Source organism: Populibacterium corticicola, from assembly GCF_042683685.1.
GTDB classification, from domain to species: Bacteria; Actinomycetota; Actinomycetes; order Actinomycetales; family Cellulomonadaceae; genus Timonella; species Timonella corticicola.
Window position 1 is genome coordinate 177796 of the sequence record NZ_JBHUOP010000004.1, and the last position, 15627, is coordinate 193422.

Below are 15627 nucleotides of genomic sequence, written 5' to 3' on the forward strand. Positions count from 1 at the left end.
CGATCAGAGCTTCTTCGCGATGTCGGCGAGCAGGGCGCTGATGCGTGGGCCGGCAGCCTGACCCGCCTCAATGACCTCCTGGTGCGAGAGCGCAATCGGACTGATACCTGCAGCAAGGTTGGTCACGAGCGAGATCCCCAGAATTTCCATGCCGACCTGACGTGCTGCGATAGCCTCAAGGGTGGTGGACATACCCACGAGGTCCGCGCCGAGAACGCCAGCCATCTTGACCTCTGCTGGTGTCTCGTAGTGCGGGCCGCGGAACTGTGCGTACACGCCCTCGTCGAGGCTCGAGTCGATCGTGCGCGCCACCTCACGCAGGCGTGAGGAGTACAGGTCCGTGAGGTCCACGAAGTTCGCGCCCTCGATTGGCGACGCTGCGGTGAGGTTGATGTGGTCCGCGATCAGAACCGGGGTGCCTGGTTTCCAGTTCGGGTTCAGGCCGCCACAGCCGTTGGTGAGGATGACCGTCTTGCAGCCTGCGGCTGCCGCGGTGCGCATGCCGTGCGCAACCTTGCGCACGCCCTTGCCCTCGTAGAAGTGGGTGCGAGAACCGAGCACCAGCGCAGTCTTACCGGAGTCTGAGATGCGGATCGAGCGGATCGTTGCGACGTGGCCGTGTACTGCGGGTGCCGAGAAGCCGGGAACCTCGTGGCTTGGGATCTCTGCGATGGTCTCGCCGAGAAGTTCGGCAGCACCGCCCCAGCCTGAGCCGAGAACGAGTGCGATGTCGTGGCTTTCAACGCCTGTTACTTGTGCGATGTAAGCGGCTGCTTCGGCTGCGATGTCGAAGGGGTCGACGTTTGAGAGCGTGTCGTCAGGTGTAAACGAAGATGAAGTCATGCTCCGAGATTATCTCGATTAAGCGTTTGACGCGACACTGGAACGCCTCCACTCAAGAAACTGAAACACTAACCGTCACAGTGTGAATAGAAAATGCTCAAGATTAAGGACAAACGGCCTAAAGTCCTACCTGCTGCCATAATTGAGCCGTGACTACATCCCCCAATCCACTCGTCGCTACCCACCGCCCAAAAATCGCCATTCTCGGAGGCGGACCAGGCGGTTACGAAGCAGCCCTCGTCGCTGCGCGTCTCGGAGCAGACGTCACCATCATCGAACGCCGCGGACTGGGCGGATCAACCGTCCTCACCGACGTCGTCCCCTCCAAAACCCTCATCGCCACAGCCGAATGGATGACCCTGGGCGGCAATGCAGCCGAACTCGGTATCCGCATCAATGACGAATCCGGCAACACCTCCCACACCATCACCGCGGACCTCGGCGCGATCAATCAACGTATTCGGGCGCTCGCGGCCACTCAGTCCGCTGACATCGAACACCGCATCCGGCAGGCCGGAATCCAGGTTATTCAAGGTCGCGGAAAACTCTTGACCGACCGCAGCGTTGCGGTGAGCGAGATTATCGACGAGTCGGGTGCCTCCCAGCCCGACCTCACCTTGGAAGCCGACGCGATTTTGGTGTCCGTCGGCGCCACGCCTCGTGTCCTGCCGGACGCTCAGCCAGATGGCCGCCGCATCCTGACCTGGACCCAGCTCTACAACCTCACTGAACTGCCGCAGCACCTCATCGTGGTGGGCTCGGGTGTGACCGGTGCTGAGTTCGCGGGTGCCTACCACGCACTGGGTGCCGATGTGACGCTCGTGTCTTCCCGCGACCGAGTTCTTCCAGGAGAGGACGAGGATGCAGCGAATTTGATCGAAGAGGTGTTCAAGTCTCGCGGCATGACCGTCCTGTCGAAGTCCCGTGCTCAGGCTGCGCGCGTTGTCGGTGTCGGGGACGATGAGCACGTTGAGGTGACTCTGTCCGACGGCCAGGTCGTTACCGGAAGCCACGTGCTCATGGCCGTTGGCTCGGTTCCGAATACCCAGGACATCGGTTTGGAAGAGGTTGGCGTGGCGGTGCGTGAGTCTGGGCACATAGTCACCGACAAGGTGTCACGCACCTCGGTTCGCGGAATCTACGCCGCAGGCGACTGCACCGGGGTTTTCCCACTTGCGTCCGTTGCTGGAATGCAGGGGCGTATCGCGATGTCGCATGCGCTGGGAGACACGGTCAACCCGATCAAGTTGCGCACCGTTGCCGCGAACATCTTCACAGCCCCGGAGATCGCAAACGTTGGGTACACGCAGAAGGAACTGCTCAAACTGGACATGAAATACACGGTGACCCGCATTGAACTCAAGGGCAACGCCCGCGCAAAGATGATGGGCATCCGCGAGGGATTCGTCAAATTGTTCTCCCGCACCGAATCCGGCACGGTTGTCGGCGGCGTGATCGTGGCACCGCGCGCATCGGAACTGATCTATCCAATCACCCTTGCCGTGCAGCACCGCCTCACCGTCGATGAGGTTGCCGGAGCGTTCACTGTTTACCCCTCACTGACCGGGACTATCGCCGAGGCCGCGCTACAGGGACACCGCTCCATCGACTAACCCTGCGTTCACTAACAGTCTGTCGACTAAACACCTAAACCTGCACACTCAGCCACGCTGGGTGTTGCAGGTTTTTACTTATCCGTGCGCCTCGTCGCTAATAAAGTGGGTTCGCGGCGAGTGGGATTTAGCCCACTTGCGCAGCCGCGAGTGGGCTAAATCCCACTCGCGCGGTCAGTGCAGAGAAAGGCACCGCACTCTGCCCAGCCGAGATTGGGGAGTGCGGTGCCTTTCTAGCAGACCCTTGGGTCAGTAGGGGAGCGGGTTACTTCTTCCACGGACCCCACTGCGATGCGCCAGGAGCCTCACCGCGAGTCCACCATGACGCCGTGTAGGTCTCTCCATCGAAGAGTACCTGGTCACCTGCCTGGTAGATCGTTGAAGCGTGCCATTCCTGCACCTCGGCAGGATCAACACCACAGGTGGTCAGAGCAGACCACGGGCCATAGGCCTCACCGGGAACGGTACCGTGTGCGTACCACTGGGCCTCGAAGATCTGGCCGTCAACGAACACCAGATCACCGGACTGATATACCTTGTCTGCGTCCCATGCGGTTGCGGGCGCGTTCGGGGTGGTTTCGCACACCGTGATCGGGTCAATATCAGGCCCAGGAATCTCCACGCCGTCCTCGGTCACATACTTCGTACCGTCGTCGTACTTGGTGATCGTGAACGAGTCGTACAGATCGCCGGGCTTCTTGTCGGTGTTGGCGATCGAGGTCACCTCAACGAGGTACGACTCGTAGCGGATCGTGTCTTCGTCCACGGTGATGACCTGGTACGTGGTCACACCCTGGCCCCGCAGAACCTGGGTCGCGTTGTTGTTGGTCCACACGTTGCGGGCATCGGTCTCCAGGTTGTAGTGCTTGGCACCCGAATTCGATACCGCGTAGACCGGGCCGGTGGTCATTCCGTCAACCTCGGTCTTGTCGTCGTTGTTGAACCCACGGCCATAGGTGTGGTCATGGCCCATCTGAACCAGGTCGATGTTGTGCTTCTGGAAGATGGGAACCCACTTCTCGCGCAGAACCGGCTCGTTACGTCCCGAAGAGGTCGAGTACACCGGCTGGTGGAAGGTCACAACGTTCCACTTCTGTGGGCTGGTCTCCAGAACGTGATCGAGCCACGCTGCCTGGTAGTCGATCCACAGGTTGGCCACCGAGTTCGAAGGGCATTCGGAGCCGGAGCAGGAAGGCAACACGTCAGGACGCAGGAACGTGGTGTCGCGGGTTGCATTCAAGGTGATGAAACGGATGTTGCTGTAGTCCGCGAAGTACACGGTCTCCCGGGCGAACTGCTCCCACCAGTCAAAGTATGCACGGTACTGGCGGGCCACGTCCGAGTCGCCTTCCGCACGCTTGGCCAGATCCCCAATCGTCTCGTTGGTAGGGCCATTGGCCTGATACTCGAAATGAGCCTTCCAGTTCTGCATGAGCCTGTCGCCGGAGTACTCGTGGTTACCCGGTGCCGCGAACACGTTGGTGGTTGTAGCGGAGTTCTCCATTCCCTTGAACCAGTTCTTCCACTGGGTGTCGTTCGAGGCGACATCGATCAGGTCACCTGCGTGTACGGAACCAATGTGCTTGCCAGCCCTCTCCTCGGCTGCCGCGACGACGCGTGGCCAGGTTGAGTCCAAGCCGATCTGTGCGTCACCGTAGTAGAGGTACTTGAACTTGGAAACGTTTGGGTCATCAGTGGTGAACTCGTACCACTCGCTCCAGCCGCCTTCGGTTCCGACCCGATAGGTGTAGGTGGTGCCAGGCTTGAGGCCGGTGACAGTCGCCGAGAAGTGGTGCTCAGGGAGAGTCGTGTTCTTACCCACGTTGTAGGCTTCCACAACGCGGATGTCACTCTCGGTGCCGGCCGATGGACGGATCTGAACCTCACCTGTCGTGTGCTCGGCGCTGCCCGTAAGCCAGGTGAACGACTGCTCGGTCTTCATATCACCGTGTGGAGTCAGGATTACGCGCGTTGGTGCCAGGTTTTCTACTGGAGTCTCGCCAGCGGTCTGACCGGTAAGCTTCCATTCGCCAGCATCGAAGTAGATGTCTGAGGACGACTCCCGGTCCTGGTAGAGAGCAATCGCAACGGTGTTCGCGCCGTCGTTGAGGGTGGCTCCTGGAACAGAGAATTCACGCTTGACTGGAGAGCCGGCGGAGTCGCCGGCATATTCAAGGTTGGTGGTGCCGGTGACGCGCGCGTCCTTGTAACCTGCGACTTTCTCGCCGTTGATCCACACTATGAGTGCGTCGTCGAAGACGAGTTCTCCGGTCAGTGCCTCAACCTGCTCTGCGACCCCTGCTTCAAGGTCGAAGGTGGTGCGGAAGAAGTACGTCGGAACTGCTGGGCGAGCCTGACCGTCAATGTAGTGGTTCAGGAGGTTCTTCGGCAGATATCCGCTGACACTCTGGAGTTTTCCGTCCTTGGCTCCAAAACTACCGGAGGCTGTCTTCCACGCCGAGTCATCGAACTCGGGCTTCGTCCACACGCGGATGTCCTCGTGCCCCTGTGCCGGATCACTGTTGTCGTCGAGGTATTTCCATTCGGTGTCGGCGGTAATTACGGGCGAGCTCGGCACCCGTACATCTGTCTGATCAGGCTGCTGTGGTGCAGCGGTTGCGCCGGGCAAAACGATAAGGCTACCCAGCATCGCAAGGATGACTGTGCCTACCGCAATCTGCCCGCGGCGAGCGTCACGTATTTTCATGACAGCATTCACGCTCCATTGGTATCGAGGGTTTGTCTTGGCTCATTAGTCCTGCCTGCGAGCCAGGAGCAGTTCAGCAACCCATCGTGTACTTGATGACACAAGGCGATAGACGGTGGGTGAATTTCAGGTCAATACGGGTGATCTTTGGATTTTTTCCTAAAGTTCTGCGTTTAACTGCCGCCGCATTCCAGGAATGCTGGACAAGGCGCTCGCAGTGGTGGACGCTGTCACTGTGATGAGATGTGAAGATCGGTATTCGTTCTCGTGACGGCGAAAGATGGCGGGCTAATCGGGGACAAACTGTCGTCGTGTACGAGAGCCTCTAGCCGCTGTATCGCTTGTCGGGGATTCTCGAACGGTAGGTCTTGAGAGACCTGGGTTAAATCCAGATCCCACCAACGTAAGGCAAGCAGTCGTCTTGTGAGGTCCTGATCGAACCGTGGTCTCACCAAACGGCTGGGAACACCCGCAACGATCGTGTAGGGAGGAACGTCCCGGGTGACCACCGACCTGGCGCCGATGACTGCGCCGTCGCCAATCGTGATGCCTTCCTTCACGAGAACCCCATCGCCGATCCATACATCGTTGCCGACGACGGTGCGTTTGACAGGGCCACGACCAGTGCGTCGCGTTGAAAGAGCAAGGTAGGACGGATACGCGTCGAATTGACGGGTGCCGTCGTACTGGAAGGGATGGATCGATAACCAGTCGGTGGGGTGTTCAACAGGAGCGATCATGACCTTTGGGGCTATCGCGCAGTACCGCCCAATGGACACCTCTCGTAGGCTGCTTGCGGGGCCAACGTAGGTCAACATTCCCACACTGACTTCCCCGATGATCTGCGCGTGGTTCAACGAGACGGGCGTTTCGGCTCTAAGCCGCGAGTGAGAGTCAGAGAGATCCTGGAGTCGAACTCCTCTGATTCCCAGTATCTCTAGCGCACGGGGGTCGACTGGTTGCGCGTTCATCTCGTGCCTCCAGGGTTGAGTGTGGCAGATCGCCCGTGTAGAACGTTCCGTTACGTAAATGAAGCGCGGTCTACTCGCTCATGAATGAACTGCGTCGAACGTATGAATAGTTGCGTTGCGCTGTCGCATCGTTGGTAATTCGATTTTCATCTAAACACGCCTTGAACTGGTGTTTTACAGATATCTTGTGGTGTCTCCTCCGAAGTCTGAATTCATTTGGAATCGGACAAACTATGCAAACATGTGCGTAATGACAGGAATCCTTCGGGACTACACGGAGGACACGAGGAAGTAAATGGGGCCCGCAACGCGGTGACCCACGTTCCCTTGGAAAAGGTGCAGATTTTGAAGGACGCAACTGAAGAACTCAGCCGAAGCCAGGCGCGGAGGGTCGCCTTCTTCGTGGAGAACCGAAACGGGGTGCACCTGTCGTTGCAGATTGCGGCCCGGCTACCCGAGGGCAGCACCTTTGAACTGGTCACAGCCGATCCTGAGGGCACCGTCGAGCAGTGGATCAAAGCCGGGTTGAACGATCTGGGCGAGCATGTCACATACGTCAATGTCTTTCCCCGTGAAGGGGCCGTTGCACGTGACTGGACCGATCAGCTACCGGCGAAGATGGCAGACTGGGTTCGTCGTGAGCAGGTGGACTCCGTGGTGCTGTTCAATGATCGTTCTCGGCGTGGACGTCAGGTCATGGCGGGCGTGCGTGACAAGATGGCCACGATTTTGGTTCAGGACGGACACCTGCACTTTCACTTCCGCCGAGCAAACCTCTTGAACCGAGACCAGAACTGGTCCTATGGCGCGACGCAGCCATCCGTGACGTGCGTATGGGGTGATACAACTGGCGACTTCATTCGAGGACGAGACCCACACTTCTCTGCCCACATAGCGGTGACCGGTGCGATCGGTGTGTCAGACAACCGCGAGTTCAGTACTCACGCACGAATGTCGGAACCAGTCCGCAGGACTGACCCAGATCGGGAGCCGTTCTTCATCATCGCGGATCAGGCATTGCAGGAGCAGCGTAAATGTAGCCGAGCCGATCATCAAGGCCTACTTGTCGCAACCGTCAACCAGACACGCAAGGTAGGGTCCTTCCTGATCAAACCCCACCCATCAAGCTCCAAGCAGCACATTGCCTGGCTCCGCGAACAATTCGGTGCGGAGAACGTGGGCCTGCTCTCACGGGGCCTCGCAGAAGACCTGATCGCGGATGTCGACGGGATAGTGACGTTCTACTCAAGTATCTACACCGACGCACTGAAAAACCAGGTACCGCTGATCTTCGTGGGTAGTGCTGCCGTCGATGCAGTCATGCCACGCATCGCTCACCCCCTGATCCGAAATGTCGCTTCGACGACCGAACTGGGTACGGTGCTCGATCGATACGTTCAGTCGGGTGTGTTCCCAGCGAACAAGGCGGGGTTCCCGATTGACAAGGTCATAGCGCGAAACCCTGATCCGGCAGGCGCCTGTGTGCGGGAGATCCTGCGGGCGCAGATCGCGCGACCACTCGACCCAGAACCTGCGGTACCGAGTGATCCCCTCATCGAGAACCTGGACTGGGAGTTCGAGATGTCGAACCTACCCAACCGCATCGCCGTGGTCGGCGATGATTTCGCCTACTCCACGGGAATCGCCATTCCGCTGCAGACAGCGATAGAGGCGATGGGTGAGAGGCAAAGAGGCAATATCACTCTCATCGACACTCGAGCCTATTTGAACGTGAAGAGCCTGACTGATGAACTACTGCGATACGACGTGGTACTGGTCAACAGTCTGGCCCCGTTCTGGCGCAGCAGGGTTTTCTCGAGTGCCGTCCGCAATGTAGTGCACAGGGGAACACCGATGGCTGTCTATGCCCACGAAACCGAGTGGGTTATCAAGTACGAGCGGGAACGGGTCCCTGACCGCCACCAGAACCTGCTCAATCTTTTGCCCATGATGGATGTCCTGTGTGTCTCCCAACATCAGATGAAACTGTTCACGTCATTGGGCGCGGGGCGCGTGCACTGGGTATTGAACACAGCCCCGGGTCTGGGTGGCGTTCTTGTTCCGCGGATGGAGGGTAAGCCTGCCGAGAAGATGACCGTCATGATGGCGGGAACAGTCCAGGAACGAAAAGGGGCGGGGCTCTTCTGTGAGGTCGCCGATCTCGCCCACGCCCAGGGACTGCCGTTTCGTTTTGTCTGGGCGGGGCGGAAGACTCCGCATCTCAATGAGGACACGGAACTCTCTCAGAACGTTGAATGGCTTGGCGCGATACCGCGCTCGCAGCTTTCCACGCTGATGACGCAGTCCGATGTGTTCCTACTGTCGAGTGCTGATGACCCAATGCCCCTAGCCGCCTTGGAAGCGGGACAGCACCGCATGAGGATTGTGACCTATGTGGGTGTGGGAACCAGTGAGATCTTCGACGGTGCCCGCGGTTATGCCTCTTTCAAGGAGTATTCGGCACCCGCTGTGTTGGAGGCGATCACGCGGGCTATAGCGGTTGACGTCGACGCAGAGGCATATGCCAAACGCTTGGGATTGTTTTCGCCACGTGCGTTAAGAAACCGGATCGCGTCTGTTTTGGCCATAGTCGTGGCGGGGCATGGACGTTCGCAAGCCGCTGTCGGTACGCGCGACCAGGTCTTGCTGGTGCGATCAGTCTCTGAACTTCTTGTCAGCGTCGCCCGATTCCTGGGGGAACAGCCGGGAAGTTCGGACGTCTCGTATCTGATCAAGTCGGGGCGCTCAATGATGCCTCGTGATCTCTATGTTCGTCTGGTGAATCTGTTGGGTGGCGAGACGTGGGGTTCTGCGCGTGTATGGCTTGACTTGAGCGAGGCATGCCGGATCGATAGGGGTCTGCTTGGGCTGCGCGGCTACGAGTATGCCTGCCGGGCGCTCAACTTGAACCCGCAGTCGCGTAAGGCGCCTTTGCTCATTGAGGAATTCGCTGTCTGGCTGCCGTCCAACGAGCCTGAGGCTGCGCCTGCCCGTGCCGGCGTGCTCGGGCTGCTGGCACGTACGGGTCGGTGACTGACCGAGAGAGCAACCTAGTTCAAGTTCGGAGCGGGGACGGAGACACTGGAGAGGATCGGAAGGTGGTCCGACGCTTCGGTGTCGAGTACGGTGGTTTCACCGGTTGTGACCCCTAGTGTGAAGGTCCAGTCGATGCGGTAAGTGGGGTCAGTTGCCGGATAGGTCATCGCATTCGGGTCGCCGTAAACATCGACGGCGGACTCGAAACCCTGAGATTCGAAATGGATGATCTCGGGCCAGCCAGGCTCAGCGTTGAAGTCTCCCATGACAACGGCGGACGAATCAATGTCCAGGCCCTCAAACAGGTCGGCAATCTGAAGCATGCGAGTGGGTGTGTTGGATTCGCGGTGTTGCAGATGAGCGCTCACGAACCGGATGTCGATTCCCGACGACACCCATGTCCCGGCAATCGCGGAGCGGTGCTGTGGTCCATCGCCGTATGCGAGCGCAGTGCGCTCGATATCGGTCAGCGGCGTCATCGGATTCCACAGCAGGGCGTTTCCAAACTGGAGGTCGGCGGCGCCAACGAATGCGTATTCCATGCCGAGTTCGTTGGCCAGATAGGTGAGCATGTCGCCGCCACCGCCAAGGATCCAACCGCGGGACACCTCCTGCAAAGCGACGATGTGCGCGCCGCTGTCGGAGATGACCTCGGCCATCTCGTCCCAGGTGAGATCCCCGTCGAGGGAAACGCCGTAGTGCAGGTTCCAGTTGAGGACTCGGGCCTGCGACACTGCTATCTCGGGTATCTCATCGGGAACGGTGGGACGCACGATGAACGCGCCGATCACGGTGAGCACGGCAACCCCAACCAGCGCACCCATCTGGGCCAACTGGCCAGACCGAGAATTCGCGGAAGGGTCGGGTTGGCTTGCCCGGTGCCCGAGCCGACGCTCCCAGCGTTCGACGTAGAGTGCATAAACACACAGGAGAGCGGCTGCCGTAACAATGACGAACGCATTGGGGAACCCAAGCGGGATATCGTAATCCACTTGGAAGACCAGCGTAGGCAGAATCACCAGGAGACCGGTTCCACTTGCCGCGCCAGCCAGACGGCGCCGAGAGGAAAGCCGTTGAGAGCGTTCGGTTGCCACTGCAACCAGTCCACACACTCCACCACCCAGGAGTGCAACGAACACGACCACTATGATTGACACGAGAGCGGCACCCGGCTGCGGCCAGCCTGGTACGAAGTACACGGTGGCTGTTGCCAGGACGACGACGAGAGTCAACAGCAGCGTGGGCTGACCCTGCGAGCGCAGGAGGACGGTTGCCAGCAGGAAGGCAGCCAGGAGGGATACCGTGGCTGCCCACAGTGGTATTCCCGCCTGCGATGAGGTGAAGGCGGGGTTCGCAAACACCATGATCGCAAGTGAAAGTGCTGGGCCAAGCGCCCATAGGCCCTGTGCGTACGGTTGTTCGGGAAGGGAGCGCATCCTCGCTGCAAGGGCTACTGCGAGCGCCACGATCGCTCCCGTCACCGCACCGGCAACAAATCCAGGACGCCAGATCACGTCGAGGGTGCCGAACGACAGCGAGAGCGCCGCACTCAAGAACACGCCACCAGCAAACCCGCGGGCAACCAGAACACCGCCAAAACGTGAGGTTGCAGCTGCCACGAGAGTGATCGTCGCCAATCCAATGGAAACGGCCACGAATCCGAGTATCAGGCGCAGCGAGCCAGACGAGACCTGGACCGCGACTCGTGCCACGGCAAGGGCCATGACCGCCCACACCAGGTTTGTGCCGCCGACGCCGCGGCGACCCGTGAACAAGAAGATCCATATGGCCGGAGACGCATAGGTGACCAGAGCGAGGAGCGCGGCTACGATCAGTCCGCGAGTGTTCATCAGGAAGTCGACTTGAGGGCCAGTGAACTTCACGAGTTCGATGGACACGACCACGACGAGCGACAGCAGAACGCTTAGCGCAACTCCAATGCGCCTTCCCGAAATATGCATGGGCCTAATCTACCGCTTAATGCTGGCAGTTATCAGCGGTTTTACCCTGGAGTCGGTCACAAGATGGTCATATTCGAAAATGTCTGGTGGTTGCCGTAACCAAAGTGGGGAGCGCGGCTTTGAAGGCGGGGAGCAACGGACGCGGTTCGGTCGGGTCGAGGAGATCGTCCAGGTCAACCCACTCGATACTCAGCGATTCCGAATCCGTGGCACCAACCCGGATGTTCGGGGTGATGAGTTCGGCGAGGACCGTCGTATAGGACCAATCGGGATGTTCTAGTATGTGCCAGTCGAATGGGGCAGCAGCTTCAGGAGGTACGCCCGCCTCCTCCCAGGTCTCGCGCAGTGCTGCCGCAGTCGCTGACTCGCCGTCCATGATTGCGCCACCTGGAACGGCCCAGGTTCCACCCTGGTGACTCCACGGTGCGCGATGTTGCATGAGGACTTCTAGGCCCTTGGCGGCATGCGTTCGGCGCACGAGGAACAGGCCTGCGGCACCGTTTAGCCCCCAATGCTGCGATCCACAACCGCACTCAATCCAGCCATCACCGGGTTTACGGACAAACTCGGGACGCTGTTCGCGGGCATCAGTCATGCCCCTAACGTATCGCACCTGATTGTGGTGAGGCCGCCTCTTGGGATGAAGAGGTCTGAGATACCAAACCTATGCTCGGATTTCACTTTGCGTTGCCCGATCTTCAACCAGCCGTCAATGTCGCGGTAATACTGTGCTTGCTATGTCAGCGGATACGCTCAGTAAAACGAACGCTCGGCACGAGACGACAAACATCCCTCACGTGTGTGTCATCGCCACGGTTCGTAACGAGGAACGATATCTCGAGGCCGCGTTGGACTCAGTACTCTCACAAGAGTATGCGCGTCCTTTCCATGTGATCTTGGCCATCGGCCCCTCGCGGGACAACACGTATGGGATTGCCAAGGAATATGCGACTCGTGACCCGAGGGTGGTGATCGTGGAGAACCCGACCGGTCTGATTCCCAACGGGCTGAACATCGCACTTGCGAACTGCCCGACGGATACCGAGATCGTGGTCCGTTTCGATGGGCACACCCGGTTGCCTCACGGGTACATCAAGACCATGGTTGACGCTCTCGTGCGCACCGGTGCTCAAAACATCGGTGGGCTCATGAAGCCGGTGGGCAAGTCACCGGTCGAGGTTGCCGTGGCACGCGCCATGTCGCACCCACTTGGTATCGGCCCGGCATCGTTTCATGTGGGTGGCATCGAGGGGCCAAACGAGACCGCATATCTCGGTACCTTTCAGATGGCCGCGCTGAAACAGGTCGGTGGATATGACGAGCACTACCAGCGTGCCGAGGATTGGGAACTCAATCTGCGTATCCGTCAGGCCGGTGGTCTTATCTGGTTTAAGCCAGATGTCGAGGTTGAGTATCGGCCTCGCTCAAGTTTCTCAGCACTCGCGCACCAGTTTGAGCGGACCGGCATGTGGCGTCGCGAGGTTATCCGCAACAACCGTCAGACTGCTTCGCCCCGGTATCTTGCTCCGCCCATCGCGGTCGCAGCTATGCTCGTGGGAACGGTGCTGGGTCTGTTCGGCGCGGTACTTGGCCTTGCCGGTCAGGGGTGGGGGTGGTGGTTGACCCTTGGGTTCGCGGCCCCGGTCGGTTATGGTCTCCTGGTTGTCCTTGGCGGGTTGTGGATTGGCCGAGACCTGCCCGCACGTGCGTGCATCAGGCTCCCCGCTGTTCTTGCGACTATGCATGTTAGTTGGGGTTGGGGTTTCCTCAAGGGAAACTGATCGCCAGCGGTTTTGTGTGTTCACGTTCGTACACGACTCGGTGGGTCGAAAACGTTCCGGTGACCCAACTTTAGGTTGTGCGGACCGGGCCATTTTGACCCCGTCGACTCAGCCTGTTTCACCCTGTCTGGGCAACTCCGGCGGGAGTGCCGGTGGGGTGTTTTTGTTCCGGGTGCATGGTTTGTGTGTATGCATGTGGACTAATTTGGCCCCATCGGTTGAGCTTGGCGACGAGTCGGTTACGTTTCAGCACACGTCATCTTCCAGCATTGAACAAAGGTGCGTCCTCATGCACTTGGGGTTAGCGAAAGTGCATGAATCCGCACTCTCGTGGGAGGCGATGGAGCCTACCGGCCACCTCGAAGCAGACGTCTCAGCCGCAGACGCGTCCGCCCCAGTTGCTGAAGCAGCACTGGTGGCAGCGTCGCACGCAGGTAGTTTCGCATGAGCCGGCGACGCCGGCGACGCCAGTTGAGCGGACGATTCAGGGGCAAGGTACCGTTGCGGGACTGATCGGCCAGTAGCCTGAGTGAATCCGGTAACTGAGACGGTTCCGGATGGAAGTAGTTCTGGACCATCCACTCGTGCTCGGGCAGCCGGAACCGGACCGCGGTGACATCCGCAAGGCTGCCGATACAACCGGAATTGGCGTATACGGAGTTCAAGAGCCGTTCGTTCAGTCCAAAATCATCCAGAATCAGAGTGGGCAGCCCAGCCGCCATCGACTCGAGTGCTGCGGTCGAGGAAACCGTGACGTGCGCGCTTCCAGGAACCAAATAGTTGATGAGCGGGCCGGTGGCGAAGCGCAGTGCGCCGGGATCGAGCGTCGGGTCACTCGCGCACAACTCCTGCCACAGAGCGTCATAGGGGAAACGCTCGTTGTGGGTCTGCTGCTCGCCAGCAAGCGCACGGACCTTCACGATCACGTCGATCTGGGGGTGCTTGGTTGCAGTCTCGTGCAGTGCGCGAAGGATCTCGGACCGTGAGGTTGGCGCGGATGGCACAAGCGCCTGCGGTGTGAACACGATCGAGGTGATTGGTGTGTGTGCGTGTGGCGACGTGATCGGTGGCAGAAAAGGAAGATGACTGACCACGAGTCGCTGTGAGACGCCGCGCTCTGCCAGCAGCGCACCGAACTCGTGTGCTTCTCGGTGGGAGTGAACGATCATCGCGTGCCCCTGAGCTCTGAACTCGATACCTTTGAGCCGAGCCGGGAGAGCCATACCGGGGATGCCTGAGATGAGTGCCGGGCGCCGTGCGAAGCGTTGGGTCATCGCCGCAATAATCTCGATGGTCGGTCCGGTCCCTGCAAGGAGCACCACGTCCGGTGCATCCTCCCTGAGAGATTCGATGGTCTTGGAGATTCTCTGCGGTGACAGGCCGCCAAGGTTGCGTTCAAAACGAGTTCCCGCGACCGCTGCCTCAATCTGTGCCTCAGAGGGAGCGATGGCCGTGCGGACCACCTGCAGGGTGGTCGTGAAGTCAGAGCCAAGTTGCTCAAGGGTTGCGGCAGCCCACTTCACGTAGGAGTCAGAATCCGCCACTGCGGCGACCTTAACGGTACGAGTCGGCGGCGACACAAGGATTGGGCTCGTGGCGTGAGAATTGGAAACAGTCATCAGATCGTGCTTTCGAACAGTTCGAGCGGGCGGGACAGGAATTCACGTAACGAATCAGGAGTACCGTCGGTCCACCAATCCTCGGGCACAGCATGGGGAATGATGCTGACACCGCGACCGCGAAGAATCGATGACAACGTGATGAGGGCCGTGGTCGGCAGGAGATGGATCTCCGTGCCTCGCCGTACGCCGCGAAGCAGAACCTCCACCGAAGCGTTGTCGGCTGTCACCGTCACCGTGTCAATGGCATCAATCTGATCGAGAACCGATGGGGGTGTGCGGCGATGTGGCAGATAGCGGACGGTGGTGTCTTGGGCCAAATCCTCGACCCATTCGACATATCTGTCCGGATCGATGAGTTCATCAGCAGCGAATCCGCTTCCAACGATGACCCTGTCCTCCTCGATGGCCTGTGACGTCGGCTGCGCACTGATCCACGGAAACTCGTGGAAAACCACGTTGGCGTCAAGGACATCGAGGTGCTGCAGCATGCGTTCGGTCGCGGGCATGGCCGTGAAGATTGTGAGTTGGCCCGCGAAGGCGGCATTGCGCAGCGCTCGCGTTGTCGCCAGACCCAGGACCTTGCGCGCAGGGGAGAGCGTTTGGCCGGGCCGGATAAGTGGCTTCTGTGCGGCCAATGCCTCGATCGCAGCATAGGTGTTGAGTCCATCGTCAAGGATAACGATCTCGTGTGCATTGCTGTGCCGAAGCAGCCCGGACTGCTGTTGTCCTGAGAAGGGATCCCCCATGACGTGCAGATACTTGTGACTGGGTGGAGTATAGGTTGACGAGGAACCGCGTGATCGACTGAGTGAGCGTCGCTGCTCAATGGGTCGGGTCTTCTTTTTCCGCGCAGACGATGCGTCTTGAGCCTCGGCGGGAGGAGCAGAGTCCTTCGACATGTGTACCTTCAAGCCGGCTGGAAGCCCAATGGCCTTGAGGGCCAGGAGCGTCGGCGCGATTGTAGAGTGTGGGTCTCGAATGACAAGGTCGGTCTCGGTTCCGAGCAGGCCGTATCCATAGGCCTCGATTGCGCTCAGGAGTTGCAGCGGAGACTCAACGTAGGCAACTGCCCGCCAGTACGTCACGAGTACCT

General features: G+C 59.6%; 10 protein-coding genes. 3 read left to right on the plus strand and 7 right to left on the minus strand.

Going from position 1 to position 15627, the window contains the following annotated elements; translation table 11 throughout:
* Nucleotides 1–3: 3 nt before the first annotated feature.
* On the minus strand, nt 4–843 hold the full coding sequence (locus ACFSYH_RS10270; RefSeq protein WP_377466871.1) for a purine-nucleoside phosphorylase: 840 nt from the start codon (nt 841–843) through the stop codon (nt 4–6).
* Between the two features lie 149 nt (nt 844–992).
* Here ACFSYH_RS10270 and ACFSYH_RS10275 point away from each other — a divergent pair, with 149 nt between their 5' ends.
* Nucleotides 993–2456, plus strand: a complete 1464-nt coding sequence (locus tag ACFSYH_RS10275; RefSeq protein ID WP_377466872.1) for an NAD(P)H-quinone dehydrogenase — start codon at nt 993–995, stop codon at nt 2454–2456.
* A 265-nt stretch (nt 2457–2721) separates the two neighbouring features.
* On the opposite strand, the gene ACFSYH_RS10280 is transcribed toward ACFSYH_RS10275, so the two are convergent.
* Nucleotides 2722–5163, minus strand: a complete 2442-nt coding sequence (locus ACFSYH_RS10280; protein WP_377466873.1) for a fibronectin type III domain-containing protein — start codon at nt 5161–5163, stop codon at nt 2722–2724.
* A 230-nt stretch (nt 5164–5393) separates the two neighbouring features.
* Nucleotides 5394–6134 (minus strand): CatB-related O-acetyltransferase, encoded by a 741-nt coding sequence (locus tag ACFSYH_RS10285; protein ID WP_377466874.1) that lies wholly within the window; start codon nt 6132–6134, stop codon nt 5394–5396.
* A 345-nt stretch (nt 6135–6479) separates the two neighbouring features.
* Between ACFSYH_RS10285 and ACFSYH_RS10290 the strand changes: the two genes are divergently transcribed.
* A complete protein-coding gene (locus ACFSYH_RS10290) occupies nt 6480–9167 on the plus strand; it encodes a glycosyltransferase family 4 protein (RefSeq protein ID WP_377466875.1) in 2688 nt (895 codons plus the stop codon).
* A 17-nt stretch (nt 9168–9184) separates the two neighbouring features.
* Here ACFSYH_RS10290 and ACFSYH_RS10295 read toward each other — a convergent pair whose 3' ends face one another.
* Together ACFSYH_RS10295 and ACFSYH_RS10300 are read right to left on the minus strand one after the other, a co-directional pair.
* On the minus strand, nt 9185–11131 hold the full coding sequence (locus ACFSYH_RS10295; protein ID WP_377466876.1) for an endonuclease/exonuclease/phosphatase family protein: 1947 nt from the start codon (nt 11129–11131) through the stop codon (nt 9185–9187).
* Between the two features lie 67 nt (nt 11132–11198).
* Entirely contained in the window at nt 11199–11726 is a 528-nt protein-coding gene (locus ACFSYH_RS10300; RefSeq protein WP_377466877.1) for an NUDIX domain-containing protein, read from the minus strand.
* A 142-nt stretch (nt 11727–11868) separates the two neighbouring features.
* On the opposite strand from ACFSYH_RS10300, the gene ACFSYH_RS10305 reads away from it, so the two are divergent.
* Nucleotides 11869–12912 carry a glycosyltransferase family 2 protein gene (locus ACFSYH_RS10305; RefSeq protein ID WP_377466878.1) on the plus strand — a complete coding sequence of 348 codons (1044 nt, stop codon included), beginning with the start codon at nt 11869–11871 and terminating at the stop codon, nt 12910–12912.
* A gap of 347 nt (nt 12913–13259) precedes the next feature.
* Here ACFSYH_RS10305 and ACFSYH_RS10310 read toward each other — a convergent pair whose 3' ends face one another.
* On the minus strand, nt 13260–14531 hold the full coding sequence (locus ACFSYH_RS10310) for a DUF6716 putative glycosyltransferase (protein ID WP_377466879.1): 1272 nt from the start codon (nt 14529–14531) through the stop codon (nt 13260–13262).
* On the minus strand, nt 14531–15619 hold the full coding sequence (locus tag ACFSYH_RS10315) for a hypothetical protein (RefSeq protein WP_377466880.1): 1089 nt from the start codon (nt 15617–15619) through the stop codon (nt 14531–14533). The genes ACFSYH_RS10310 and ACFSYH_RS10315 overlap by 1 nt, the downstream gene beginning before the upstream one ends.
* Between the last annotated feature and the right edge of the window lie 8 nt (nt 15620–15627).

Coding starts and splice junctions, on each gene's coding strand:
- ACFSYH_RS10270 (WP_377466871.1), bottom strand. CDS start 843: ATGACTTCATCTTCGTTTACACCTGACGACACGCTCTCAAACGTCGAC.
- ACFSYH_RS10285 (WP_377466874.1), bottom strand. CDS start 6,134: ATGAACGCGCAACCAGTCGACCCCCGTGCGCTAGAGATACTGGGAATC.
- ACFSYH_RS10310 (WP_377466879.1), bottom strand. CDS start 14,531: ATGACTGTTTCCAATTCTCACGCCACGAGCCCAATCCTTGTGTCGCCG.
- ACFSYH_RS10300 (WP_377466877.1), bottom strand. CDS start 11,726: ATGACTGATGCCCGCGAACAGCGTCCCGAGTTTGTCCGTAAACCCGGT.
- ACFSYH_RS10305 (WP_377466878.1), top strand. CDS start 11,869: ATGTCAGCGGATACGCTCAGTAAAACGAACGCTCGGCACGAGACGACA.
- ACFSYH_RS10280 (WP_377466873.1), bottom strand. CDS start 5,163: ATGAAAATACGTGACGCTCGCCGCGGGCAGATTGCGGTAGGCACAGTC.
- ACFSYH_RS10295 (WP_377466876.1), bottom strand. CDS start 11,131: ATGCATATTTCGGGAAGGCGCATTGGAGTTGCGCTAAGCGTTCTGCTG.